Genomic DNA, 25,458 nt, shown 5'->3' with positions numbered 1-25,458 from the left:
CCAGCTGTCGGCTGCCGCGAGACGGTGGGAATCGGTCTGCGCCGGGCTGGCTGTCGCGAGACCGGCCTGGGCCGGGCCACCACCAGGCCGCCGCCGGGAGGGCGTCTGCGCGGGGCGGACTGCGTGTGCCGGACTGCGTGGGCGGGTCGGCACGGGACGCGATCGGCACGGTGGGGCCGAGGGCCGCTTGCGCCCATGGCCTCCTTTCGGGTTCCCACCGTGCGGTTCTCCTGGGCCCCCTTTCAGCTTCGCGTCAGCTCCGCGTCCATCGCGGCACGCAGCCGCAGCGTGGAAACCAGTCGCTGGAATGCCTCCGACCAGTAGCCGTTCGCGCCCGGTGAGGCGTTCTCCGGTTCGTCCGGCGTGGTGGTGAGGACCTCCAGGCGGTCCGCCTCGGCCGGGTTCAGGCAGCGCTCGGCGAGGCCCATGACGCCGCTGAAGCTCCAGGGGTAGCTGCCCGCGTCCCGGGCGATGTCCAGGGCATCGACGACTGAGCGGCCGAGCGGTTCGGCCCAGGGCGTCGGGCAGACTCCCAGCAGCTGAAAGGCCTCCGACAGCCCGTGCGCCGCGATGAAGCCGGCCACCCACGCGGCCCGTTCGGCTGCGGGAAGTACGGCGAGGAGCTTCGACCGTTCGGCGAGCGACGCCGTACCCGGGCCGTTCGAGGGTGGGACGGCCGGGGCGCCCAGCAGTGCGCGGGCCCACTGAGGATCCCGCTGCCGCACCGCCGCCCGGCACCATGCCGCGTGCAGTTCCTCGGCCCAGCCGTCGGCCACCGGCAGGCCGACGATCTCCTGCGCGCCGCGCCCGCCGAACCGTACCGGCCAGGTGGCGAGCGGGGCCGCCTCCACCAACTGGCCCAGCCACCAGGATCGTTCACCCCGTCCTGTCGGCGGCGCCGCCACCACGCCGTCACGCTCCATCGACGCATCGCATTCGTGCGGGGCCTCCACGGCGACGGTGGCCACGTCGCCCGAGAGGTCCGGGCTCACACAGGACAACGCGCGGGCCGCCATCCGTTCGGCGAACGCCGACTCGGGCAGCGCGGACAGCAGTTCGGCGGCTGTCGAGCGGACATTGCGACTGCGGTCGGAGAGCGCCTGCTCCAGGAAGCTCTCGTCGGTTCCGGACAGGCCCGTGCGCAGGGAGTCGAGGAACATCAGCCGGTCCTCGGCGCGCTCGGTGGTCCATGTGGTGGCGAGCAGGGTGAGTGCCTCGGAGGGATCGTGCGCGCGTACGGCGCCGAGCAGGGCGACGCGTTCGGCGAACAGGCCCTCCTCCCACAGCCGGGCGACCGCTTCCGGTTCGGTGACGTCGGGCAGCGACGAGCCGCCGGACGAGCCGCGCAGCGCGAACTTCCACTCGGGGTTCAGCCCGGCCAGCCACAGCCCGCGGGGTCCGGCGAAGGCCAGGGCCTGCGGTCGCAGATCCGTACGGGATCTGGCGGCGTCCAGCAGCGGAGGGAGCAGCGCGGCCGGGGCCCGGTAGCCCTGCTGGTTGGCGGTGGCCAGCCACTGCGGGATCAGCTCCGTGAGGTCGGGGGCCGTCCCCCGCCTGCCGCCCGAGCCGCCCGGTGCCGCTCGGTCCGCGAGCAGTTGGGCGAGCCTGCGCCGCGCTGCCGGGGGCAGCGCGGGCCGACGGTCGACGGGAGCGGGCTCCGGCCGGGCGGCAGCGGAGGCGGGCAGCAGTCCCGCTCGGCACCGCACGGTGTGGAGCGCCGCCGCGTCCAGCAGCGCGCCCGGTCCGCCGCCTCCCTCGGCCGGGCGCCGGTCGGTGCCGAGAAGCGCCGAGGTGACGAGTTGTTCCCAGGGTGTGGGTGTGGGTGCGGGTGTGGGTGTGGTGGTGCGAGGCATTGGTCCCCCTCCGAATCTCGGATGCGGCGTCAGACGAGCAGCACGGTCTCGGTCGTCGTATCGAAGCCGCCGATGCCGAAGCCGCCGATGCCGATGCCGATGCCGCCGATGTCGAAGCCGTCGGCATCGACTCCGCCGGCGCCCGAACGGGCTTCGACTCCGCCAGTACCGGAGCCTGCTTCGGCGCCGGTGGCTGTCTCCGTGTCGGTGGCCCAGGCCGCGAGTGGGTCGAACCCGCGGTGGCCGCATTCGCCGAAGACCGTGACCGGGGAGCCGCCCGAGAGAGCGACGAGCTTCCACAGCCCCGGCCGGGACAGTGCGGACGGGGCGACGGGCAGAGCCGTATCGCCGTCCGCGTCGACGAGCTGCCAGCCTTTTCCGGACGGCACGGGTATGACGTCGCGCAGGGTCACCGGCCAGGTGTCCAGCCAGGGGTCGTCCCGCAGGGCGTCCCCGTACGCGCCGAGCGCGGCGGCGGTCGTACTGCCCGGTGGTGGTGTACCGGCCGGTGACGGGACACCGAACCGTTCCCCCAGCTCCGCCCGCAGTTGTCCGGCGCCCGGGTGGGGAGTGATCTCGGCGTCGATCGTGACGCCGACCGGCAGCGCCAGCCCGGGGGAGCGCCCGGCGGCCCCGAAGGAGAGCAGCAGCGCTGTGCGGCCCGAACCCCTCCCGTACAGCCAGATACGCCGTGTGACGATCTTGCCGTCCGGCGAGTCGTACTGGGCGAGGACCAGCCAGTGGTCGCGGACCGGTGGGCCCTCGGCGGGGGCGGTCAGCCCCACGCGCGTACGGACCGTGGCGGCCAGCGGGTCCGGCAACCGGTCGATCCCCAGCCAGGCCCTGTCCAGCAGATGCAGCAGCGCACATTCCTCCAGCAGCCGCACCGGCCAGCCCGGCCCGGACGCCGGGATGGAGCCCAACTCCCTCACCCGCGCGGCCAGTCCGGGAGCCTGGGCGTCGACCATGCGAGCCGCCGTCTCCTCCCACAGCCCGTAGCCCGACTGATCGGCCACCGCCAGACCACCGCGCAACAGATCCGCCAGCCGCTGCTCCAGTTCCTGCGCACCGCCGGTGATCCGCTCGGCCCGGCGCTCCGCGCGCCGCCGGGCCGCCTCCGGGTCGGCCGGGCCCGCCGCCGGGACGCCGCCCGCCGCGCCGCTCTTCTCCCCCTTGTCCGCCGCGCGTCTGCGACGGCCCGTCAGCCACTCACCGGCCCAGTCCGGCACCTCGCCGGCGGACACGGCCGATTCGCCGGACGCCCAGACCAGCAACAGACCCAGCGCGTGCTTGCACGGGAACTTCCTGCTGGGACAACTGCATGTGTACGCGGGACCGGTGGTGTCGACCACCGTCTGATACGGCTTGCTTCCGCTTCCCTTGCACAGCCCCCACACCCCGCCCGCCCCGTCACACCCGCCGCTCGACCACGAACCGGCTGAACCGAGCTTGCTCCCCGCCTTGCGTGATGCCTCGTCAGGAGCCAGGGCCAGGACCTGCTCCACCGTCCAACGCACCGCCGGGTCGGCGGTCCGCGAGGATTCTCCCCCGTGAGATAGCAGCATGGGAACGACGGTAGAACGCACCACTGACAATCGCCCTGACCTGCTCTTTCGCTGTCGAGCAAGCCTCTTGACCTGACTTTCTCCTTGCGATTCGCTGCCAGGCAGCGACCTTTGGATCTGGGGGGACCGACCGATGAATCACACCATCCACAACACCCACAACACCCACAACATCCGTGACACCCGCCTCGTCCGGACTGTCGTCTCCGCAGCACTCGTTCTCGGTCTCGCGGCCGTCCTGGGTGCCTGCTCGGAGACCGTCGAGCAGGTGGACAAGGCCGTGGACGAGACGTACGAAGTCACCTACGAGGTCACGGGCACGAACGTCGACGAGATCCAGTTCCACGCGGGCGGGGGCAAGGCCATGGACCCGGAGACCGAGACGGTCACGTCCCCGACGTTGCCGTGGCGGAAGACCGTCACGCTGCGCGGAATCATGCCGCCCGCTGTCATGCCGGTCGTCCTGGACGAGGACCGGGCGGATGTCGCCTGCTCGATCACGCACGAGGGCAAGGTCATCAAGAAGGCCGAGGGCGAAGGGCTCATCACCGCGGGCGGGTGCGTCGCGGTCTCGCCGGTGGCCGGCTGAACTCTCCGCCCACAGCCGGTGGATCGGCCCTGGTCTGCGGCCCTGGTCTGCGGCCCTGGTCTGCGGCCCCGATCTGGGGACCTGACCTGCGGATCTGACTGCGGCCGGGCCGATTGTCAGTGGCATGGTGCACGGTGGGAACCACATCAGGTCGACCGATCTGGAGGGGGAGCCATGACCGTGTCCGAAACCGCCGCCGCTGGTGTGCAGGCCCTGCGACCGCATGCCGAGGACGCCTTCGCCCAGGAGCTGAAGGCCCTTGCCGCAGCCGACGACCGTCCACGGCCGGCACGTTGGCGGCTGTCCCCATGGGCTGTCGCCACCTACCTGCTCGGCGGCACCTTGTCCGACGGCACGGTGATCACGCCCAAGTACGTCGGACCGCGGCGACTCGTCGAGGTGGCCGTGACCACACTCGCCACCGACCGGGCCCTGCTGCTCCTCGGCGTTCCCGGCACGGCCAAGACCTGGGTCTCCGAGCACCTCGCGGCCGCCGTCAGTGGCGACTCGACGCTGCTCGTCCAGGGCACGGCGGGCACCCCGGAGGAAGCCGTCCGCTACGGCTGGAACTACGCGCAACTGCTCGCCCACGGGCCCAGCCGGGACGCCCTCGTGCCGAGCCCGCTCATGCGCGCCATGTCCGACGGCATGACCGCGCGGATCGAGGAACTCACCCGTATCCCCGCCGATGTGCAGGACTCACTGATCACGATCCTTTCGGAGAAGACGCTGCCCGTCCCCGAACTGGGCCAGGAGGTCCAGGCGGTCCGCGGTTTCAACGTCATCGCCACCGCCAACGACCGTGACCGCGGCGTCAACGAGCTGTCCAGCGCCCTGCGCCGACGGTTCAACACCGTGGTGCTGCCCCTGCCGGCCACCCCCGACGCAGAGGTCGACATCGTCTCCCGACGCGTCGACCAGATCGGGCGTTCGCTCGACCTCCCGGCCGCCCCCGACGGCCTGGCCGAGATCCGGCGCGTCGTCACCGTCTTCCGTGAACTGCGCGACGGTGTCACCACCGATGGCCGCACCAAGCTCAAGTCCCCCTCGGGGACGCTGTCGACGGCTGAGGCGATCTCCGTCGTGACCAACGGCCTGGCCCTGGCCGCGCACTTCGGCGACGGGGTGCTCCGCCCCGGTGACGTGGCGGCGGGCATCCTCGGCGCGGTCGTCCGCGATCCCGCGGCCGACCGCGTGGTCTGGCAGGAGTACCTGGAGACCGTGGTCCGGGAGCGGGACGGGTGGAAGGACTTCTACCGCGCCTGCCGCGAGGTATCCGCATGACCCGGGACGCGCGTCCTGCCGGACCGCTGCTGCTGGGGGTGCGGCACCACGGGCCGGGCTCCGCCCGAGCCGTCCGTGCCGCTCTGGAGGCCGCCCGTCCGCAGGCGGTGCTCGTCGAGGGACCTCCCGAGGGCGATGCGCTCCTGCGGCTCGCTGCCGACGAGGGCATGCGACCGCCGGTCGCGCTGCTCGCCCATGCCGTGGACGACCCGGGGCAGGCGGCGTTCTGGCCGATGGCCGCGTTCTCGCCCGAGTGGGTCGCGATCCGCTGGGCCCTGGCCCACGACGTGCCGGTCCGCTTCATCGACCTGCCCGCGGCGAACTCCCTCGCCATGACGCAGGCGGCGGAACACGAACCCGACCACGACGGAAACGGGGTGTCGGGAGGGGAAGGAGAAGGAGACGAGGCAGGGGCGGCGGACGGGAACGGTGAAGCGGAGGGAGACCGGGCGCCGGACCGGTCCGCAGCCGGGGAGCCGCCGCCCGGCCGCCCGGCCACGCCTGCCCCGATCGACCCCATCGGTGTACTGGCCGAGACAGCGGGTTACGACGACCCGGAGCGCTGGTGGGAGGACGTCGTCGAACACCGCACCCAGGACGGCGACGCCGCCGACCCACGGGCACCGTTCGCCGCGCTCGCCGAGGCAATGACGGCGCTGCGCGAGGTGTACGGGGACGGCGACCGCCCCCGTGACACCCTCCGTGAGGCGTACATGCGCATCCAACTGCGCAAGGCGCGCAAGGAGTTCGGTGACGACATCGCGGTCGTCTGCGGCGCATGGCACGTACCCGCACTCGGCACGCGGACCACACTCGCCGCCGACCGGGCCCTGCTCAAGGGGCTGCCCAAGGTCAAGGCCGAGCTGACGTGGGTGCCCTGGTCGCATCGGCGGCTCGCCCGGCACAGCGGATACGGCGCGGGCATCGACTCGCCCGGCTGGTACGGACACCTCTTCGAGGCCACCGACCGTCCGATCGAGAGGTGGATGACCAAGGTCGCCGGACTCCTGCGCGACGAGGACCGGTTCGTGTCGTCCGCCCATGTCATCGAGGCCGTCCGGCTCGCCGAGACCCTCGCCGCGCTGCGCGGCCGACCGCTGGCGGGGCTGAGCGAGACGACCGACGCGATCCGGGCCGTGATGTGCGAAGGCTCCGATGTGCCACTCGCGCTCGTACAGGACCGGCTGATCGTCGGCGAGACACTCGGTGAGGTACCGGACACCGCCCCCGTCGTACCCCTTCAGCGCGACCTCACCCGACAGCAGCGCACACTCCGGCTCAAACCGGAAGCGCTGGAGCGGGAGTTGGAACTCGACCTGCGCAAGGACACCGACGCGGCCCGCAGCCGGCTGCTCCACCGGCTGCGGATCCTCGCCGTCGGCTGGGGCGAGCCCACCACGGGCCGGGCGAGCACCGGCACCTTCCGCGAGAGCTGGCGGCTGCGCTGGGAACCCGAGTTGTACGTACGGGTCGCGGAGGCCGGGACATGGGGCACCACCGTGCTCTCCGCGGCGACCGCCAAGGCCGAGGCCCAGGCCGCTTCGGCGACCGCCCTCGCCGAGGTGACCGCACTTGCCGAGCACTGTCTCCTCGCAGAGCTGCCCGACGCACTGCCCGTGGTGATGCGGGCCCTCGCCGACCGTGCCGCACTCGACGCCGATGTCGGCCGTCTCGCCGACGCCCTGCCCGCGCTGGCCCGCACCCTGCGCTACGGCGACGTACGGTCCACGGGCACCGCGGCGCTCCGCGAGGTCGCGGCCGGACTGGCCGAGCGGATCTGCGTCGGCCTTCCACCCGCCTGCACCGGGCTGGACGCCGACGGCGCCGCCGAACTGCGCAGCCGGGTGGACGGTGTCCACACCGCGATCGGACTGCTCGCCGGAGCCGTTCATGCGGACGCCGACGGGGACGGGCTGCGCGAGCGCTGGACCGGCGTCCTGCACAAGCTCGCTTCGCGGGACACGGTCGCGGGCGTCATCCGGGGCCGCGCGGTCCGTCTGCTCCTCGACGAAGGACGGCTCGCGGAGGATGACGCGGCCCGGCTGATGGGCCTGGCCCTCTCGCCCGGCACACCCCCGGCCGACGCGGCAGCCTGGATCGAGGGGTTCGTCGGCGGGTCCGCCGGGGGAGGCATGCTCCTCGTCCACGACGAGCGGCTGCTGGGCCTGGTCGACGCCTGGCTCACCGGGGTTCCCGCCGACACCTTCGCCGATGTGCTGCCCCTGCTGCGCCGCACCTTCTCGGCGTATGAAGCGGGCGTACGGCGCACACTCGGCGAACTCGTGCGGCGTGGTCCGGCCGCCGACGGAGCACCGGCCGCCGTGACCGCGGCGACGGCGCCCGGCTTCGGACCCGGACTCGACAGGGCCCGGGCCGACGCGGTGGTGCCGGTGCTGCGCCTGCTGCTCGGCATGGACACCGACACCGATCCGGAACCGCTGGGGGCAACGGGATGACCACGGACACAGCCGGCAGCGCATCGCGCCCGGCCCACAGCTCGCCGTCCGGCCGAGCGGACCGGACGACGGCCCACGGTGCTCCGGCGCATGACGAGCGGCTGCGCCGGTGGCGGCTGGTCCTCGGCGGGGACAGCGCCGAGAGCACCGGTTGCACCCTCACCGGACGCGACGCCGCGATGGACGACGCGCTGACCGCGCTGTACGGCGGCGGAGCCAAGCCGGGGGCCCGCGGCGGAAGCAGTCGCTCGGCCGGGCTCGGCGCCTCCGCGCCCTCCGTGGCCCGCTGGCTCGGCGACATCCGCACGTACTTCCCCAGCTCCGTCGTCCAGGTCATGCAGCGTGACGCGATCGACCGGCTCAGCCTCTCCGCGCTGCTCCTGGAGCCGGAGATGCTGGAAGCCGTCGAGGCGGACGTCCATCTCGTGGGGACGCTCCTCTCGCTCAACAAGGCCATGCCCGAGACGACGAAGGAAACCGCAAGAGCGGTGGTGCGCAAGGTCGTCGACGATCTGGAGAAGCGGCTCGCCACCCGCACCCGGGCCACACTCACCGGTGCGCTGGACCGTTCGGCCAGGATCAACCGCCCCCGTCACCACGACATCGACTGGGACCGCACCATCCGGGCCAACCTCAAGAACTACCTCCCGGAGTACGGCACCGTCGTCCCCGAACGGCTCATCGGCTACGGGCGGGCCGCGCAGTCCGTGAAGAAGGACGTCATCCTCTGCATCGACCAGTCGGGGTCGATGGCGGCGTCCGTCGTCTACGCCTCCGTCTTCGGCGCGGTGCTCGCCTCCATGCGCACCCTCCGGACGAGACTCGTCGTCTTCGACACAGCGGTGGTCGACCTCACCGACCAGCTCGACGACCCCGTCGACGTCCTCTTCGGCACCCAGCTCGGCGGTGGCACCGACATCAACCGGGCGCTCGCTTACTGCCAGTCGAAGATCACCCGCCCCGCCGACACCGTCGTCGTTCTCATCAGCGATCTCTACGAGGGCGGTATACGCGACGAGATGGTGAAACGGGTCGCCGCGATGAAGGCGTCCGGTGTGCAGTGCGTGACGTTGCTCGCACTGTCCGACGAGGGCGCACCCGCCTACGACCGTGACCATGCGGCCGCGCTCGGCGCCCTGGGCGCACCGGCGTTCGCGTGCACGCCGGACCTCTTCCCGGAGGTGATGGCAGCGGCGATCGAGAAGAGGCCGCTTCCCGTCCCGGACAAGGAGGCCGGTCGCTGACCAGGCGGCTCGCCGCCCCCCGCTCGCCGGACCAGTCGTCTCCCGTTCGCCGGACCAGCCGCACCAGCCGCCTCCCGCTCGCCGTACCAGCCGCCCCCAGCTCGCCGGACCGCCGTCCCCGCTCGCCGGACCAACGGACCCTGCTCGCCGGACCAGCGGACCCTGCTCGCCGGACCAGCGGACCCGCTCCACGGGCCGGTCGGCCCTCCGGTCCCGGGGCTCGTACCTGCTGCCCCGCACGAGTGGTGTTTTGTCCACTGCGACCCGGTCACCAGCGCGATCTGTGACCGTAATCACCGCTCAGGTGGGATCTGCGATTTAGGGTCCTGCGGAGCGCGGGGATAACCTGCGAGATGGACATGCCGCGTACCGGGGTCACCGTGTGCGCCTTCCTTGTGACAGAGCAGTCACGTTGCCCCTCGCGGCACGCCCACGCTGAAAACGAACCGCGAGACCATTGATTAAGGGACGGACGCGCGTGGACCTGTTCGAGTACCAGGCGAGGGACCTCTTCGCCAAGCACGGTGTACCGGTGCTGGCCGGTGAAGTCATCGACACGCCTGAGGCAGCCCGCGAGGCGACCGAGCGGCTGGGCGGCAAGTCGGTCATCAAGGCGCAGGTGAAGGTCGGCGGCCGTGGCAAGGCCGGCGGCGTCAAGCTGGCCGCCACCCCCGACGAGGCGGTGGCCCGTGCGACCGACATCCTCGGCATGGACATCAAGGGCCACACGGTCCACAAGGTGATGATCGCCGAGACCGCGCCGGAGATTATCGAGGAGTACTACGTCTCGTACCTCCTCGACCGCACCAACCGCACCTTCCTGGCCATGGCCTCGGTGCAGGGCGGCATGGACATCGAGGAGGTCGCGGAGAAGACCCCCGAGGCCCTCGCGAAGGTCCCGGTCGACTCCAACTCCGGAGTCACGATCGAGAAGGCCCGCGAGATCGTCGCCCAGGCGAAGTTCCCGGCCGAGGTCGCCGAGAAGGTCGCCGAGGTCCTGGTCACGCTGTGGGAGACCTTCGTCGCCGAGGACGCGCTCCTCGTCGAGGTCAACCCGCTCGCCAAGGTCGCCTCCGGTGACATCCTCGCGCTGGACGGCAAGGTCTCGCTCGACGAGAACGCCGACTTCCGCCAGCCCGAGCACGAGGCGCTTGAGGACAAGGCCGCGGCCAACCCGCTGGAGGCCGCCGCCAAGGCGAAGAACCTCAACTACGTCAAGCTGGACGGCGAGGTCGGCATCATCGGCAACGGTGCCGGTCTGGTCATGTCGACGCTGGACGTCGTCGCGTACGCCGGTGAGAACCACGGCAACGTGAAGCCCGCCAACTTCCTCGACATCGGTGGCGGTGCCTCCGCCGAGGTCATGGCGAACGGCCTGGAGATCATCCTCGGCGACCCGGACGTCAAGTCCGTCTTCGTCAACGTCTTCGGTGGCATCACCGCGTGCGACGAGGTCGCCAACGGCATCGTCCAGGCGCTTGCGCTGCTCAAGTCCAAGGGCGAGGAAGTCACCAAGCCGCTGGTCGTGCGCCTCGACGGCAACAACGCGGAGCTGGGTCGCAAGATCCTTTCCGACGCCAACCACCCGCTCGTTCAGCGCGTGGACACCATGGACGGCGCGGCTGACAAGGCCGCCGAGCTCGCCGCGGCTGCGAAGTAAGGGACGAGGGACTCCAACAGCATGGCTATCTTCCTCACCAAGGACAGCAAGGTCATCGTCCAGGGGATGACCGGTGCCACCGGCATGAAGCACACCAAGCTCATGCTCGCTGACGGCACCAACATCGTCGGCGGCGTGAACCCGCGCAAGGCCGGAACGTCGGTCGACTTCGACGGCACCGAGGTACCCGTGTTCGGGACCGTCGCCGAGGCGATCGAGAAGACCGGCGCGAACGTGTCGGTTCTCTTCGTGCCGCCGGCCTTCGCCAAGGCCGCCGTCGTCGAGGCGATCGACGCCGAGATCCCGCTCGCCGTCGTGATCACCGAGGGCATCGCCGTCCACGACTCCGCCGCCTTCTGGGCGTACGCGGGCTCGAAGGGCAACAAGACCCGGATCATCGGCCCGAACTGCCCCGGCCTGATCACCCCCGGTCAGTCCAACGCCGGCATCATCCCGGGTGACATCACCAAGCCCGGCCGCATCGGTCTCGTGTCCAAGTCCGGCACGCTGACCTACCAGATGATGTACGAGCTCCGGGACATCGGCTTCTCGTCCGCCGTCGGCATCGGTGGCGACCCGGTCATCGGTACGACGCACATCGACGCCCTCGCGGCGTTCGAGGCCGACCCCGAGACCGACCTGATCGTGATGATCGGCGAGATCGGCGGCGACGCCGAGGAGCGCGCGGCCGACTTCATCGCGAAGAACGTCACCAAGCCGGTCGTCGGTTACGTCGCGGGCTTCACCGCCCCCGAGGGCAAGACCATGGGCCACGCCGGCGCCATCGTCTCCGGCTCCTCCGGCACCGCGCAGGCGAAGAAGGAGGCCCTTGAGGCCGCCGGCGTCAAGGTCGGCAAGACGCCGACCGAGACCGCCAAGCTGGCGCGCGAGATCCTCAGCGCCTGATCGCTGCACCGCGAAGGAGCAGCACCGCGAAGGAGCTGCACCGCGAAGGAGCTGCACCGCGACGGAGCTGCACCGCGAAGGAGCAGCAGCGCAGTATCGCGTCACCGCACAGACGGCGCGGGCCCGTACCCCGGTCAGGGGTACGGGCCCGCGCCGTTTTCGCCCGTGCCCCTGCGCCTGCGCCTGCCGCGCCTGTCTGCCGCGCCTGTGGGTCAGCCGGCTTCGGGAACCAGCCGGGCCGGCCCCTGCACGAGTTCGCTCTGGAGATCCTGCCGCAGCTTCAGGTCCTGTGGCGTCAGCTGCGGCGGACCGCCTCGCGGCGGCACTCCGACGACCTCCTGCGCGGGCGACTCCGGGGTTTCGTACCGTGTCGGAGCCGTCGCCAGGGTGAACAGCGTGAGGCCGATGAGCAGCACCGTGAAGGAAATGGTCGCTCTGGTCCACAGCTGGGCCCTGCGCTCGCTGCCCGTGCGGACCGCGTCGGGCGAGGGGAGCGAGGCGGGCGGCTGGGCCTGGGCGAGCGTGTCGAGCCGCTGACGCAGGAGCGCCGACTGTTCGGTGGACGATGATCGTTCCGCCAGTTCGGGCAGCCGTTCGGCGACCGCGGCCCGGGCGTTCGTCAGCCTGCTCGCCGTCGCCGGGGTACTCGCTTCCGTCTCCGCCGCGGTCTCCGGCAGCCCCAGGCCGACGCCGTCGAAGAGCACCAGAGTGCGGCGGTACGACGGCGGCAGGCCGAGCAGCGCGTCGAGCAGCGCGTGCGCACCGGGATCGGCGGGCGGCGGGTCGAACCGGCGGTGCGAGCGGCGCAGCCGGTGCCACGGCGACAGCGCGTACTCGTACGCCGCGGCGCGTACCCAGCCCGGCGGATCGGCGTCCACCGAAACCTCCGGCCAGCGCTCCCAGGCCAGCGCGAAGGCCCGTGCGACCGACTCCTCGGAGAGACTCCGGCGCCCCGTCAGCAGGAACGTCTGACGGAACAGGTCCGCGGCGCAGCTCCTGTACAAGGTGTCGAACGCCTCGACGGCTGCTTCGGGCACGCCAGGCACGCCAGGCACGCCAGGCACGTCAGGCACTTCGGGCACTTCGGGCACGTCAGGTACGTCGGATGAGGCGGGTCCGTCAGGCACGTCGGTTGCGGCACGTGCCGTAGGGCCGGCGCATGCCCGGTCCGTGACAGGCGCGCTCGACGCACCGGGCGTGACGGGTGTGTCGGACGTGTCGGGTGTGACGGGCGGTTTTGGGGTGGTGCCCGGCTCGGTCGGCGCCATGACGGTGCTCCCGGTGGCTTCGACGAGGGTCGGCGGACGTGGCGTCGGCTTCGCGGACGCCACTGGCTCGGACGGTCCTGCGACGACCGTCATCGGCGTCGCCGTCATGAAGGATCCCCCGCAGCCCGGCACCGGGTGAAAAAGTACATAACCGTATATTGAGCGACACAGCGGCTGTTCGCCCGTTACACGGATTGAGCGCGTGTCGTTGGGAGCATGGCGGTGTGACCCAAGTGACCGAAAACAGCCTGTCGTTGTCCGGAGAGCAGGGCCGGTCCGCCGTGTCGGCCATCACCTTCCTGCGGGGGATGCTCGCGGCCGGGCTGGGACTGGGGGCGCTCACCGTGCTCGTCATGGTGTTGTGGATCAGCTCCCCGGCCCCGGACGACGGCCCCGGCGGGGCTCTCCACGCGGCCGCGGGGCTCTGGCTGCTCGCCCATGGTGTCGAGCTGGCCAGGGTCGACACCACGGGCGGAGCCCCCGCCCCGGTCGGCCTCCTCCCCTTGCTGCTCGCGGTGGTGCCGGTGTGGCTGGTGCACCGCACAGCCCGAGATGTCCTGGTGCCTGTCGAGGGTCGCCGGACGCCCTCGGCGCTGGGCGCGTTCGCCATGGTCGGCGGCGGGTACCTGTTCGTCGGCGCCGCTGTCGCGGTCTATGCGCGGGAGGGCTGGCTGTCCGTGGACGGGCCGGCCTCGCTCCTTCCTCCGGTCTTCGTGGTGATGGGCGCGGCGGCTGCCGGGGTCTGGACGGCCGCCGGGCGCCCGTTCGGGCCGCTGCCTGTGTGGGCTCCGGTGCGCCTGCGCGAGAAGGTGGCGGGCGGCCGGTTCACGGAGTGTGCGGAGACGGTGTACCGGTCGGGTGCGGCCGGGGTCGCGGTGCTGCTCGGCGGCGGGGCGCTGCTGGTCGCGGTGGCGCTGGTGTGGCATGCACAGGCGGCTCAGCAGTCGTTCGTCCAGCTCTCGGGCGACTGGGCGGGCGGGGTCTCGGTCCTGCTCCTCGCTCTCGTGCTGGTGCCGAACGCGGCGGTGTGGGGCGCCGCGTACGGGCTCGGGCCGGGGTTCGCGCTCGGTACGGCGTCCACAGTCACCCCGCTGGCCTTCTCGGGGCGCCCGGCGCTGCCGGTTTTCCCGTTGCTCGCCGCGGTGCCGGACCGGGGGCCGGGGACGGTCCTGAACTGGGCGGCAGGAGCGGTGCCGGTCGTGGCAGGGCTGACGGTCGCCTGGTTCACCGTACGGAGGGCCGCGCCCGTCCGCGTCACGCGGGAGAAGGCATGGAGCCTGCCGGAGACCGCGCTGACGGCCGGGCTGGGGGCGGTGGCGTGCGGGGCCGGAACGGCAGTGCTCGCCGCGGCGGCGGGGGGACCGCTCGGCACCGGGAAGCTGGTGGAGTTCGGTCCGGTGTGGTGGCTCACAGGAGCGGCGGCCCTGGCGTGGACGGCGCTGCTCGGCATCTCCGGCGCACTGCTGCTGCGGGCCTGGCGCCTGCGTGGACAGGTGCGTCAGGAACCGGCCGGCGGCGACCGGTGGGGGGCGCGGCGATCCGGCCGCCGGGACGAGGGCGGGGAGACCGAGCCGGTGCCCGGTCCGGGAACTGTCCCCATGCCCGTATCCGTATCCGTGTCCGCCCGCACCTCCGGGAACACGACCGCCGAAGCGGCTCCCTCCACGGCCGGCGGCAGTGGATCGGAGTCCGCCCCGGAGCCCGCCCCGGAAGAGCAGCCGGAAGAGCAGAGCGACGACGCATCCGAGGTCTATGACTTCCTGCCGACCGACCCCTGGCACGCGCGGACGGACCCGCCTCGGGAGACCGGTCCGTCCATGAAGCCGTAGATCCGCGTGTCCGCGATCCGCGTGTCCGCGATCCGCGTGTCCGCGATCCGCGATCCGCGCGTTTGCGATGTGCGCGTACGTGATCTGCGCGTTTGTGATCTGCGCGTACGTGATCCGTGCGTGAGGGGTTACTTCCGGATGCCGAAGAAGGGCTCCAGGGGCTTCGGCAGCAGGTCGTTGCAGGCCAGCTGCCCCGATTTGGTCAGGGCGTCGTTCACGCAGGTGTAGTAGTCGCGGTAGACGAGCTGCACCGTGAAGGTCGTCGCGACGATCGAGAGCGCGAGCAGTGCCGTGACCAGTCCGCTGACCGCGGCCGTGGTCTGCCTGTTGTAACCCGGGCTGTTGTAACCCGGAGCTGTGGCGGCGCCGGGCGCGGACGCCGGGGCGCGTCCGGAACCGGAGCCCTGGAGGGGGCCGGCGGCCGGCGGTCCGGAAGCCGGGGCCGCCCCGGGTGCTCCGGCGGCGCCACCCGGCGCGGACGTGCCCTTCGGCTTCGCCCGGAGCGAGCTGATCGACCAGTACACGGCGAGCGCGCCGAGCAGCAGGGCGATCTCCGGGAAGTCGAAGAGTGCGAAGAAGAAGGCCCACATGCCGCAGAGCAGCGCGTAGCGCGCGCGGCGCTGGGCGGGGTCGGTCGGATCCCAGCGCAGCCCGCCGGGGTTGCCCTCGGGGCCGCCCCGGCCGTTCGGCCCGCCGGGGCCTCCTGGGCCTCCGGGCTGCCCGCCGAAGCCGCCGCTCTGGCGACCGGGCTGACGGCTGCTCCACTGGCTGCCCCAGACCGGCCGGTCGTCGGAGGAGCCGCCTTCGGCGGATCCGTCGCCGTCGCCCCGGCCGCCGTTCCCCTGGCCGTTGCCGTTGTTGCCGTGGTGACCGGTGTTCGAAGGATGCCGGGGCTGCCAGGGCTGGTCGGGCCGACCCTCGGGCGGTGCGGCGAACGGGTTGTCGTCCCCGGTGCCCGAAGCCCCGGCAGGAGAGCCCGAAGATCCGGCAGGACCCGAAGATCCGGAAGGTGAGGAGGAAGAAGAGGAAGAGGAGGAAGGGCCCGTGGGGGACTGGCGCTCCCGCAGCAGCAGTGAGGCCCGCTCGGGCAGCGGGTGGCGGAAGGCGGTGCGGCGGCGTCGGTCCGGCATGTGGTGAACGTCTTCCCCATCTCGTCATTTCCGCCTCGCGGGCGGTTCCCTGTCCCCAGACGCTACCTCCCGGCCAGGAGGGGCCGAAAGCTGGGAGCGCGGCACAGGTGGGCGGCAGCCTTCGCTCCGGGCCCCGTCGCGGTCCGCCGGGGCGGATCCGCAGCCTGACCGCAGCCTGTCACCCCCGTCCCGCGGAGGGCCCGCGAGGTGCCGGTATCGTTGCTGACGGTCGAATCGTTCGTAGAGTTCCCCGTATCGAGGGGCTCGGTCCATTCGTACGACCATACAAATCAGCGTTGCTCTGCTTCACCACGCGAGAAAGGGCCCAGCCGTGGCCTCCCCGCCCCCTTCCGCCGCACCGGCCCGTCTGGTCGTGCTGGTGTCCGGCTCAGGTACGAACCTTCAAGCCCTGCTCGACGCCATCGCTGACGACCCCGAGGGGTTCGGCGCACAGGTGGTCGCGGTCGGTGCCGACCGGTCCGGCATCGCCGGTCTGGAACGGGCGGAGCGCGCCGGCCTGCCGACCTTCGTGTGCAGCGTCAAGGACCACGCCACCCGCGAGGAGTGGGACGCGGCCCTGGCGGCCGCGACGGCCGAGCACCGTCCGGACCTGGTGGTCTCCGCAGGGTTCATGAAGATCGTGGGCAAGGCGTTTCTCGCCCGGTTCGGTGACCGCTTCATCAACACCCACCCCGCCCTGCTCCCCAGCTTTCCCGGTGCCCATGGGGTGCGTGACGCACTCGCGTACGGCGTGAAGGTCACCGGGTGCACCGTCCACTTCGTCGACGACGGCGTCGACACCGGCCCGATCATCGCGCAGGGCGTGGTCGAGGTGGCCGAAGAGGACACGGCGGAGGGCGAAGCCGCTCTCCACGAACGCATCAAGGAAGTCGAGCGCAAGCTGCTCGTCGAGGCCGTGGGGCGGCTCGCCCGCGACGGCTATCGCATTGAGGGACGAAAGGTTCATCTCGGTCATGTCGGTGAATAAGCCCATCCGCCGCGCCCTGGTCAGTGTCTACGACAAGACGGGGCTCGAAGACCTCGCCCGCGGTCTGCACGAGGCGGGTGTCGAGCTCGTCTCCACCGGCTCCACCGCCGGGCGGATCGCCGCCGCCGGGGTACCGGTCACCAAGGTCGAGGAGCTCACCGGATTCCCCGAGTGCCTCGACGGCCGCGTCAAGACGCTGCACCCGCGCGTCCACGCCGGCATCCTCGCCGACCTGCGCCTGGACGCCCACCGCGAGCAGCTTGCCGAGCTGGGTGTCGAGCCCTTCGACCTCGTCGTCGTCAACCTGTACCCGTTCAAGGAGACCGTCGCCTCCGGCGCGTCCGCCGACGAGTGCGTGGAGCAGATCGACATCGGCGGTCCGTCCATGGTCCGCGCCGCTGCCAAGAACCACCCGTCCGTGGCCGTCGTCACCAGCCCGGAGCGGTACGCCGACGTCCTCGCCGCGGTCCGGGCGGGCGGCTTCGACCTGACCGCCCGCAAGCGGCTGGCCGCCGAGGCGTTCCAGCACACCGCCGCCTACGACGTGGCCGTCGCTTCCTGGTTCGCCGGCTCCGGCGGCGAAGCCGACGACGCGTACGCGCCCGCCGACGACTCGGGCTTCCCCGACTTCTTCGGCGCCACGTACGCGCGCAAGAACGTCCTGCGGTACGGCGAGAACCCGCACCAGCCCGCCGCGCTGTACACCTCCGGCTCCGGTGGCCTGGCCGAGGCGGAGCAGCTGCACGGCAAGGAGATGTCGTACAACAACTACACGGACACCGACGCCGCGCGCCGGGCCGCGTACGACCACGCCGAGCCGTGTGTCGCGATCATCAAGCACGCCAACCCGTGCGGCATCGCCATCGCCGACGACGTCGCCGAGGCGCACCGCAACGCGCACGCCTGCGACCCGCTGTCGGCCTTCGGCGGGGTCATCGCCGTCAACCGTCCGGTGACCGTCGCCATGGCCGAGCAGGTCGCGGAGATCTTCACCGAGGTCATCGTCGCCCCGGCGTACGAGGACGGCGCCGTCGAGATCCTGGCCCGCAAGAAGAACATCCGCGTGCTGCGCTGCCCCGACGCCCCCATCGCTCCGGTCGAGGTCAAGCCGATCGACGGCGGCGCGCTGCTCCAGGTCACCGACCGTCTCCAGGCCGAGGGCGACGACCCGGCCCACTGGACCCTCGCCACCGGTGAGGCACTCTCCGAGGACGAGCTGAAGGAGCTCGCCTTCGCGTGGAAGGCCTGCCGCGCGGTCAAGTCCAACGCGATCCTGCTCGCCAAGGGCGGTGCCTCGGTCGGCGTCGGCATGGGCCAGGTCAACCGGGTCGACTCCGCGAAGCTGGCCGTCGAGCGGGCGGGCGAGGAGCGCGCACGGGGTGCGTACGCCGCCTCCGACGCGTTCTTCCCGTTCCCGGACGGGCTGGAGATCCTGACCGCGGCGGGCGTCAAGGCGGTCGCCCAGCCGGGCGGTTCGGTCCGTGACGAGCTGGTTGTCGAAGCCGCGAAGAAGGCGGGCGTGACGATGTACTTCACGGGCACGCGGCACTTCTTCCACTGACCCGATTTCACTGCCCCGCTTCAGTGAGCCGTTTTCACTGACCGGCTTTCAGCGACCGGCTTCCGGTGACCCGCGTCCAGTGACCCGTTTCGGCTGACCCGCAGAACGGCCGAAGGCCGTACCTCCGCGCATTCGCGGGGGTACGGCCTTCGTGCGGTTCCGGTGCCGTGACACTGCGGGCCGGCCGGCCCGCGGCCGGATCAGTACTGCGGCTGCTGCTGGCGGTTGAACCAGGCGCCGCCGTCGGACTTCGCGACGAAGACGACGATCAGCACGGCGAGAACCGTGTGGACGAGACCGAAGATGACGAACGGGTAGATACCGAGAATCGCGGTGATCACACCGAACACGATCGCCGTGATGCGTATGCCGTTGCCGCCCTTGCCGAACTTCACGGCGAGGAACACGGCGAAGACACCCCACAGCACCGCGAAGACGACGATGCCCCACAGGGCATTGCCGGAGTAGTCCGCAAGCTGCTGGAACTGGACGTCGTCCTTCAGCGTCTCGTCGTTCTTGGCCGCGTGCACGGCCGCGGCGGCGATCGCGAAGATCACCGCGCCGATGACCTGAAGACCGGTGATCACGTAGAGCATGACGCGAGCGGCCTTCACGCCGCCGGGCATCTCGGTGGGCACGCCGGGGAAGCCGTAACCGCCCGGCACGGGCGGGGCCGCGGGGTAGCCGCCCTGCTGCGGCACGCCCTGCGGGGGCTGCTGCGGATAGCCGTACCCCGGCTGTCCACCACCCTGCTGCGGATAGCCGTACCCCGGCTGCCCGCCCTGCTGCTGGCCGTAGGGGTTGTTCGGGTCGCCGAAGCTCATGGCGAAGTTCCTCCGTTGAAAAAGTGCGGGGACGACGCGGTCCGAACGGAGGAAGCATGCGCAATTGATACGGTCTGTCCCCCCGGCACGGTCCGCGGTACTGCGCGGCTCATCGTGGTCTTGACAGCGACTTTTTGTCCAGTCAACTGCGGAATGTGTTGTGCAAGCGCAACCTGATGGCCATCGTCGACACCCTGAATTGGTATGGGGGCGGGGTCATCCGCGAGTATGGGTGCATGACTGCCCAGATTCTCGATGGCAAGGCCACCGCAGCCGCGATCAAGTCCGATCTGACCGTCCGCGTGGCGGCCCTCAAGGCGCAGGGCATCAACCCTGGCCTGGGAACCCTGCTCGTCGGGGACGACCCGGGCAGCCGTTGGTACGTGAACGGCAAGCACCGCGACTGCGCGCAGGTCGGCATCGGCTCCATCCAGCGCGAACTCCCCGACACCGCCACCCAGGAGGAGATCGAGGCCGTCGTACGGGAGCTGAACGACAACCCCGAGTGCACGGGTTACATCGTGCAACTTCCGCTCCCCAAGGGCATCGACACCAACCGGATCCTGGAACTGATGGATCCGGCCAAGGACGCCGACGGCCTCCACCCGATGAACCTGGGCCGACTCGTGCTGAACGAGACGTCGCCGCTGCCCTGCACCCCGCAGGGTGTCGTCCAGCTGCTCCGCCACCACGACGTGGAGATCAACGGGGCGCACGTCGTGGTCGTCGGCCGCGGTGTCACCATCGGCCGCTCGATCCCGCTGCTGCTGACCCGTAAGTCCGAGAACGCCACCGTCACCCAGTGCCACACCGGTACGCGTGACCTCTCCGCCCAGCTCAGGCAGGCCGACATCATCGTCGCCGCCGCCGGGGTGCCGCACATCATCAAGCCCGAGGACGTGAAGCCGGGCGCGGCTGTTCTCGACGTCGGCGTCAGCCGGGACGAGCACGGCAAGATCGTCGGGGACGTCCACCCCGGTGTGGCCGAGGTCGCCGGCTGGATCTCCCCGAACCCGGGCGGTGTCGGCCCGATGACGCGCGCCCAGTTGCTCGTCAATGTGGTCGAGGCGGCCGAGCGCACCGCAGCCGACGCTGTCTGAGCCGACCGATCCGATCCGGAAGGAACCCCATGGGTGCTGGTACGAGTCCGGCCGACCCGGCCGCTGAGGCGGGCAGGGCGTCTTCGGCGGTGCCGTCGGACGCACGCGTGTCCGGTACGGATACGGCGGACGAGGCCGCGTCGGATCGGATCACGGCGGCCGAGGCCGCGTCGGATGGGGTCACGTCGGATGGTGCCGCGCTGGATCGGGCCGAGCCGGATCGGGCCGAGCCCCGTGAGGAGGCCGAGGCCGGTGACAGCGGGGCCGGTGAGGCGGCTGCTGCGGAGGGGGCGACCGTCCGGGCCGACGTGGACGCGGATGTCGCTGAGGGCTCCGCTGAGGGCTCCGCTGAGGACTCCGGCGCGGACGCCGGTAAGGAGTCCGGCGGAGGGAGCCGGGGCGAGGGCACCCCGGAGACTGCCGCGGTCGCCGGTCCCGGCGGCAGCGCACCCACCGACGCCCCGGACGGCGGTCCCCGTCCTTCGCGGAGGTTTCCGTCGTTCACCCGGGACACTGCCCGACCCGAGGGTGGCGGCCGGGCAGCGTCGGGGGAAGCGCCCGCTCCGGCGCGCCAGTGGCCGCTGCTCGCCGTGCTCGGCACGGCTGCGATCGGGCTGCTGATCGTGGCTGCCGACCCCTTCGCCGAGGCGTTCAGGATCGGCGTGATGGTGATCGGTGCGGGTCTCATCGGGGGCGCCGTGCTGCGGCTCGTGGTCCCGTCGGTGGGGATGCTGGCGGTCCGCTCCCGCTTCACCGACCTGGTGACGTACGGGGTGCTCGGCTTCCTCATCGTCATGCTGGCGCTCCTGGCGCAGCCCAAACCGTGGCTCGACGTTCCGTTCCTGGAGGACGCGGTCCACTTCACGATCCGCTGAAGCACCCTGTACGGCTGTAGCCGTAGCCGTAGCCGTAGCCGTAGCCGTAGCCGTAGCCGTAGCCGTAGCCGTAGCCGTAGCCGTAGCCGTGCGGCGTGGCCGCGGCTGCGTTGCTTGAGGGTGGTGCCCGTCCCCTCCCCCGAGAAGGGACGGACACCCGGAAGCGGGGGCCATCGGAGCGCACGCGCTCCGGAATGCGGCGAGTTGAGCGGCCTTGCCCCCGTCCTGGCTTCAGCCTCCTGGACGGCGGAGACCGGTACAAGAGAACCCTGTGGCCTGTGGCACGGAAGTGACCATTCCGCCACGGTGTGATCGCGACGCAACGATGTGAAGACACAGCACGGCACAGCACGGCACAGCACGGCACATTGTGTACATCGCGGCAGGTCATGGAGCCGCCCGGAGCCTCGGGGCGCCGCAGGACCATTCACGGCGCGATCGCCGCATCACGCCGACGCCGGGGCGTGCGCGGCTGCGCCGGGAATCCCGAACGCCCCTGTGCGCCCCGTCTTCGGGAACATCCGCCCTGCGCTCGCGCGCCCTCCTGGGCAGTCCGGAACGGAGACGTAAGCAGGACCGGATCCGCGCAGGGGGAAGCGATGCCTCGTTGGAAGGCGTTGTCGGATGAACTCGATCCGCAGGTGCGGGAGTTCGCCGGTCAGTTGCGCAGGCTCGTGGACCGCGGGGGGATGAGCATCGCCGCGGTGGTGAGAACCCCGTGGCGCACCGCCTTCCGGGCGACCGCGTTGCGAACGACCGCCTCCCGGGTGAGCACGTACGGCCGGGTGAGCGCTGTGTGACGGGTTGTGTGCGGTGCCACAGGGGGCCGGACTGTCGGAAGGTTCCCGGTCGGATAGCCTGAACGCCGGATATCTCTTCACATCAAGATTCAGGGATGTCCCGCACCAGGGGCAGGGACCCCCACCGCCAGCTGTCTAACGGAGATCGCCATGACCCGCACTCCCGTGAATGTCACCGTGACCGGCGCAGCCGGCCAGATCGGCTACGCGCTGCTCTTCCGCATCGCCTCCGGCCACCTGCTCGGCCCGGACGTGCCGGTCAACCTGCGCCTCCTGGAGATCCCGCAGGGCCTGAAGGCCGCCGAGGGCACCGCCATGGAACTCGACGACTGCGCCTTCCCGCTGCTGCGCGGCATCGAGATCACCGACGACGCCAACAAGGCGTTCGACGGTGCCAACGTCGCCCTGCTCGTCGGTGCCCGCCCGCGTACGAAGGGCATGGAGCGCGGTGACCTGCTCTCCGCCAACGGTGGCATCTTCAAGCCGCAGGGCAAGGCCATCAACGACAACGCCGCGGACGACATCAAGGTCCTCGTTGTCGGAAACCCCGCCAACACCAACGCGCTCATCGCGCAGGCCGCCGCCCCGGACGTACCGGCCGAGCGCTTCACCGCGATGACCCGCCTCGACCACAACCGCGCGATCTCGCAGCTGGCCGCCAAGACCGGTGCCGCCGTCTCCGACATCAGCAAGCTCACGATCTGGGGCAACCACTCGGCGACCCAGTACCCGGACATCTTCCACGCGGAGATCGCCGGCAAGAACGCCGCCGAGGTCGTCAACGACGAGGCGTGGCTGGCCGACACCTTCATCCCGACCGTCGCCAAGCGCGGCGCCGCGATCATCGAGGCCCGTGGCGCGTCCTCGGCCGCCTCCGCGGCCAACGCCGCCATCGACCACGTGTACACCTGGGTCAACGGCACCGCACCCGGCAACTGGACCTCGATGGGTATCCCGTCGGACGGCTCCTACGGCGTGCCCGAGGGCCTCATCTCGTCCTTCCCGGTCGTCACGAAGGACGGCACGTACGAGATCGTCCAGGGCCTGGACATCAACGAGTTCTCCCGTGCGCGCATCGACGCGTCGGTGCAGGAGCTCACCGAGGAGCGCGACGCCGTCCGCGAGCTCGGCCTGATCTGATCCGTACGCCGCCGAGGCGTACCGCAGCCGCCCCCGCCGACAGTCGCTGTCGGCGGGGGCGGCTGTGTCGGTACGGGACCGCGGCCGGGAGCCGACCGCACCGCTTCCCCCCGTCCGGCCCGTCCCGCGTGGACGGGTACGTGGCCGGGAACTGACCGCACCACTTCCCGAGTCTGGGTTGTCATGCGTGTGACGATGATCCTTCCGGCCCTGACCGAGGCGACGAGCCCGCTGTTCCGGCCCATCAAGTACTCGCTCTTCCCGCCACTCGGCCTGGCGACCCTCGCCGGCTACCTGGATCCGGACGACGAGGTGACGCTTCTCGACGAGCACGTCGAGCGGGTCGACATCGAGGCGCTCGACAGCCCCGATCTGCTGGTGGTCCAGCCGTACATCACCTCCGCCCGGCGCGGCTACGAGATAGCCGACCACTTCCGCGCCCGCGGCGTACACGTCGCCATGGGCGGCCTGCACGTGACCTCACTCCCGGACGAGGCCGCGGCACACGCCGATACGATCTTCACCGGGCCGGGGGAGGACACCTGGCCGTTGTTCCTCAAGGAGTTCCGGGACGGTGTGCCGGGGCGCAGATACGACTCGAAGCTGCGCACCCTGGCCGGACTGCCGCCCGTGCGGCGGGATCTGATCAAGCGACATCTGTATCTGGTGCCCAACTCGCTCGTCGTCTCGCGCGGCTGCCCGCATCACTGCGACTTCTGTTACAAGGACGCGTTCTTCGAGGGCGGCAAGTCCTTCTACACCCAGGCCGTGGACGACGCGCTCGCCGAGATCGAGCGGCTGCCCGGCAGGCATCTGTACTTCCTCGACGACCATCTGCTCGGCAACCGCCGTTTCGCGGAGGCGCTCTTCGACGGGATGGCCGGAATGGGGCGGCTCTGGCAGGCGGCAGGCACGGTCAAGTCCGTGCTCCAGCCCGATCTGCTGGAGCGGGCCGTGGACGCGGGGCTGCGCAGCCTGTTCGTCGGCTTCGAGACCGTCAACCGTGCGAACCTCGCCGAGCGGCGCAAGGACCAGAACATCGGCGAGGACTACGCGGCGGCCGTGCGCCGGCTGCACGACGCCGGTGTCATGGTCAACGCCAGCTTCGTCTTCGGGCTCGACCACGACGGCCCGGACGTCTTCGACCGCACGGTGGAGTGGGCCGTCGGGCAGGGCATCGAGACGGCGACGTTCCACATCATGACCCCGTATCCGTCCACCGGCCTGTGGAAGCAGATGGTGGCCGAGGACCGGATCGTCCACCGGGACTGGGATCTCTATGACACCCGCCATGTCGTGTACCGCCCGAAGGGAATGACTCCGCGCCAGCTGGAGACCGGCTACTGGCGCGCGTACCGGGACTTCTACCGATGGTCCAACATCTGGCGCGGGGCGGCGGTCCAGCCGGGCACGCACGAGCGGCTGCGGCATCTGGCGTACGCGGGCGGCTGGAAGAAGTTCGAGCCCGCCTGGGACGCCTTGATCCGCTCCCGCAATGTGGTGCGGGCGATGCCGATGCTGGAGCGGACCCTGGCGGCCTTCGGCAACAGACGGGCGTGAGCGTGCGGTTCCGGGAGGGCGGGCTGCCGGGCGGTGGCTGCAGGGCGTGAGCGCCCGCGGCCCAGGGAGGGCGCCTACGCCTTCCGCAGCTCGTCCGCGATCTCGCGCACGGCTGCCATGGCCCGGCGCTGCAGCCCGGGGCCGAAGGTGATCCGGGTGGCGCCCAGCTCCCCCAGCCGGCGCGGCCCCGGGCCGTCGGGCCGGGACAGGGCGTTGAGCGGGGACGGTACGGCGGCGGCGAGCCGGGGCAGGACCTCGGGAGGGGCCGCGATCGGGTAGACACAGTCCGCACCCGCCGCCACGTACAGCAGGGCACGGCGGACCGTCTCCGCCTCCGTCTCCTCGGCTGTGCCTGCGGGGTCGCCGTGGATGTACGTGTCGACGCGGGCGTTGACGAAGAGCCGGTCGCCCGCGACCGCCCGTACCTCGGCCAGACGGTCCGCCTGCCGCCGCGCGTCGACGAGGGTGCCGTCGGCGGAGTCCTCCAGGTTGCAGCCGACGGCTCCGGTGGCCAGGAGGCGTTCCACGAGTTCCTCCGGCGCCAGCCCGTACCCCGCCTCGATGTCCGCCGAGACGGGGACGGCGGCCGGGACGGCGCGCACGATCCTGGCCACGGCGGCGAACATCTCGGCGGCGGGCGTCGCCCCGTCCTCGTAACCGAGCGAGGCCGCGATCCCGGCACTGGGCGTGGCGAGCGCAGGGAAGCCCGCGTCGGCGAAGGCGCGGGCGCTCGCCGCGTCCCAGGGGCCGGGCAGGACCAGTGGGTCGCCGGGGGCGCGGTCGTGGTGCAGCGCACGGAGGACGGATGCGGTCATCGCGGGGCTCC

22 protein-coding genes are annotated in these 25,458 nt (G+C 71.5%); 15 read left to right on the top strand and 7 right to left on the bottom strand.

Annotated elements, in window-relative coordinates; all coding sequences use genetic code 11:
• Positions 1–242 precede the first annotated feature (242 nt).
• Positions 243–1,853 (bottom strand): DUF5691 domain-containing protein, encoded by a 1,611-nt coding sequence (locus ACFVUT_RS34110; protein WP_389659151.1) that lies wholly within the window; start codon positions 1,851–1,853, stop codon positions 243–245.
• A gap of 29 nt (positions 1,854–1,882) precedes the next feature.
• Positions 1,883–3,418, bottom strand: coding sequence for an SWIM zinc finger family protein (locus ACFVUT_RS34105; RefSeq protein ID WP_389659148.1), 1,536 nt, complete (start codon positions 3,416–3,418; stop codon positions 1,883–1,885).
• Between the two features lie 133 nt (positions 3,419–3,551).
• Here ACFVUT_RS34105 and ACFVUT_RS34100 point away from each other — a divergent pair, with 133 nt between their 5' ends.
• From ACFVUT_RS34100 to sucD, 6 genes are all read left to right on the top strand, one after another.
• Positions 3,552–4,007 (top strand): hypothetical protein, encoded by a 456-nt coding sequence (locus tag ACFVUT_RS34100; RefSeq protein WP_389659145.1) that lies wholly within the window; start codon positions 3,552–3,554, stop codon positions 4,005–4,007.
• 174 nt (positions 4,008–4,181) lie between these two features.
• Positions 4,182–5,291: an AAA family ATPase gene (locus tag ACFVUT_RS34095; protein ID WP_389659142.1), complete on the top strand. Its 1,110-nt coding sequence runs from the start codon at positions 4,182–4,184 to the stop codon at positions 5,289–5,291.
• Positions 5,288–7,747, top strand: coding sequence for a DUF5682 family protein (locus ACFVUT_RS34090; protein WP_389659138.1), 2,460 nt, complete (start codon positions 5,288–5,290; stop codon positions 7,745–7,747). Before ACFVUT_RS34095 ends, ACFVUT_RS34090 begins: the two co-directional genes overlap by 4 nt.
• The gene (locus ACFVUT_RS34085; RefSeq protein ID WP_389659135.1) at positions 7,744–8,991 is read left to right on the top strand and encodes a VWA domain-containing protein; all 1,248 of its coding nucleotides are present in this window, start codon (positions 7,744–7,746) and stop codon (positions 8,989–8,991) included. The genes ACFVUT_RS34090 and ACFVUT_RS34085 overlap by 4 nt, the downstream gene beginning before the upstream one ends.
• Before the next feature lie 478 nt (positions 8,992–9,469).
• Positions 9,470–10,651, top strand: coding sequence for an ADP-forming succinate--CoA ligase subunit beta (gene sucC / locus ACFVUT_RS34080; protein ID WP_389659132.1), 1,182 nt, complete (start codon positions 9,470–9,472; stop codon positions 10,649–10,651).
• A 21-nt stretch (positions 10,652–10,672) separates the two neighbouring features.
• Positions 10,673–11,557: a succinate--CoA ligase subunit alpha gene (gene sucD / locus ACFVUT_RS34075; RefSeq protein WP_389659129.1), complete on the top strand. Its 885-nt coding sequence runs from the start codon at positions 10,673–10,675 to the stop codon at positions 11,555–11,557.
• Between the two features lie 212 nt (positions 11,558–11,769).
• Here sucD and ACFVUT_RS34070 read toward each other — a convergent pair whose 3' ends face one another.
• Positions 11,770–12,594 (bottom strand): RNA polymerase subunit sigma-70, encoded by an 825-nt coding sequence (locus tag ACFVUT_RS34070; RefSeq protein ID WP_389659126.1) that lies wholly within the window; start codon positions 12,592–12,594, stop codon positions 11,770–11,772.
• 133 nt (positions 12,595–12,727) lie between these two features.
• On the opposite strand from ACFVUT_RS34070, the gene ACFVUT_RS34065 reads away from it, so the two are divergent.
• Complete coding sequence (locus tag ACFVUT_RS34065) at positions 12,728–12,964, top strand: hypothetical protein (protein ID WP_389659123.1); 237 nt, start codon at positions 12,728–12,730, stop codon at positions 12,962–12,964.
• Positions 12,965–13,049: 85 nt separating this feature from the next.
• Positions 13,050–14,654, top strand: a complete 1,605-nt coding sequence (locus tag ACFVUT_RS34060; protein ID WP_389671107.1) for a DUF6350 family protein — start codon at positions 13,050–13,052, stop codon at positions 14,652–14,654.
• A 128-nt stretch (positions 14,655–14,782) separates the two neighbouring features.
• On the opposite strand, the gene ACFVUT_RS34055 is transcribed toward ACFVUT_RS34060, so the two are convergent.
• A complete protein-coding gene (locus ACFVUT_RS34055; protein ID WP_389659117.1) occupies positions 14,783–15,784 on the bottom strand; it encodes a hypothetical protein in 1,002 nt (333 codons plus the stop codon).
• Positions 15,785–16,115: 331 nt separating this feature from the next.
• Here ACFVUT_RS34055 and purN point away from each other — a divergent pair, with 331 nt between their 5' ends.
• Both purN and purH read left to right on the top strand, forming a co-directional pair.
• Positions 16,116–16,772: a phosphoribosylglycinamide formyltransferase gene (gene purN / locus ACFVUT_RS34050; RefSeq protein WP_389659114.1), complete on the top strand. Its 657-nt coding sequence runs from the start codon at positions 16,116–16,118 to the stop codon at positions 16,770–16,772.
• The gene (gene purH, locus ACFVUT_RS34045; RefSeq protein ID WP_389659111.1) at positions 16,759–18,333 is read left to right on the top strand and encodes a bifunctional phosphoribosylaminoimidazolecarboxamide formyltransferase/IMP cyclohydrolase; all 1,575 of its coding nucleotides are present in this window, start codon (positions 16,759–16,761) and stop codon (positions 18,331–18,333) included. The genes purN and purH overlap by 14 nt, the downstream gene beginning before the upstream one ends.
• A 200-nt stretch (positions 18,334–18,533) precedes the next feature.
• Here the strand turns inward: purH and ACFVUT_RS34040 are convergent, their stop codons facing one another.
• On the bottom strand, positions 18,534–19,157 hold the full coding sequence (locus ACFVUT_RS34040) for a hypothetical protein (protein WP_389659108.1): 624 nt from the start codon (positions 19,155–19,157) through the stop codon (positions 18,534–18,536).
• Positions 19,158–19,393: 236 nt separating this feature from the next.
• On the opposite strand from ACFVUT_RS34040, the gene ACFVUT_RS34035 reads away from it, so the two are divergent.
• Both ACFVUT_RS34035 and ACFVUT_RS34030 read left to right on the top strand, forming a co-directional pair.
• The gene (locus ACFVUT_RS34035) at positions 19,394–20,257 is read left to right on the top strand and encodes a bifunctional methylenetetrahydrofolate dehydrogenase/methenyltetrahydrofolate cyclohydrolase (RefSeq protein ID WP_389659105.1); all 864 of its coding nucleotides are present in this window, start codon (positions 19,394–19,396) and stop codon (positions 20,255–20,257) included.
• Between the two features lie 29 nt (positions 20,258–20,286).
• Complete coding sequence (locus tag ACFVUT_RS34030; RefSeq protein WP_389659102.1) at positions 20,287–21,132, top strand: DUF3017 domain-containing protein; 846 nt, start codon at positions 20,287–20,289, stop codon at positions 21,130–21,132.
• Here ACFVUT_RS34030 and ACFVUT_RS34025 read toward each other — a convergent pair.
• On the bottom strand, positions 21,119–21,289 hold the full coding sequence (locus ACFVUT_RS34025) for a hypothetical protein (protein ID WP_389671105.1): 171 nt from the start codon (positions 21,287–21,289) through the stop codon (positions 21,119–21,121). The two genes, ACFVUT_RS34030 and ACFVUT_RS34025, sit on opposite strands and share 14 nt — an antisense overlap.
• 442 nt (positions 21,290–21,731) lie before the next feature.
• Here ACFVUT_RS34025 and ACFVUT_RS34020 point away from each other — a divergent pair, with 442 nt between their 5' ends.
• From ACFVUT_RS34020 to ACFVUT_RS34010, 3 genes are all read left to right on the top strand, one after another.
• Positions 21,732–21,932: a hypothetical protein gene (locus ACFVUT_RS34020; RefSeq protein WP_389659096.1), complete on the top strand. Its 201-nt coding sequence runs from the start codon at positions 21,732–21,734 to the stop codon at positions 21,930–21,932.
• Between the two features lie 150 nt (positions 21,933–22,082).
• Complete coding sequence (locus tag ACFVUT_RS34015; RefSeq protein ID WP_389659093.1) at positions 22,083–23,072, top strand: malate dehydrogenase; 990 nt, start codon at positions 22,083–22,085, stop codon at positions 23,070–23,072.
• A gap of 183 nt (positions 23,073–23,255) precedes the next feature.
• Positions 23,256–24,632: a B12-binding domain-containing radical SAM protein gene (locus ACFVUT_RS34010; RefSeq protein WP_389659090.1), complete on the top strand. Its 1,377-nt coding sequence runs from the start codon at positions 23,256–23,258 to the stop codon at positions 24,630–24,632.
• Between the two features lie 74 nt (positions 24,633–24,706).
• Here the strand turns inward: ACFVUT_RS34010 and ACFVUT_RS34005 are convergent, their stop codons facing one another.
• Positions 24,707–25,447: an isocitrate lyase/phosphoenolpyruvate mutase family protein gene (locus tag ACFVUT_RS34005; protein ID WP_389659087.1), complete on the bottom strand. Its 741-nt coding sequence runs from the start codon at positions 25,445–25,447 to the stop codon at positions 24,707–24,709.
• Positions 25,448–25,458: the final 11 nt, after the last annotated feature.

The sequence above is a fragment of the Streptomyces sp. NPDC058051 genome, from assembly GCF_042885475.1.
GTDB lineage: Bacteria > Actinomycetota > Actinomycetes > Streptomycetales > Streptomycetaceae > Streptomyces.
Note: the sequence above shows the minus strand (reverse complement) of the source record. Positions and strands in the feature narration are given on the sequence as shown.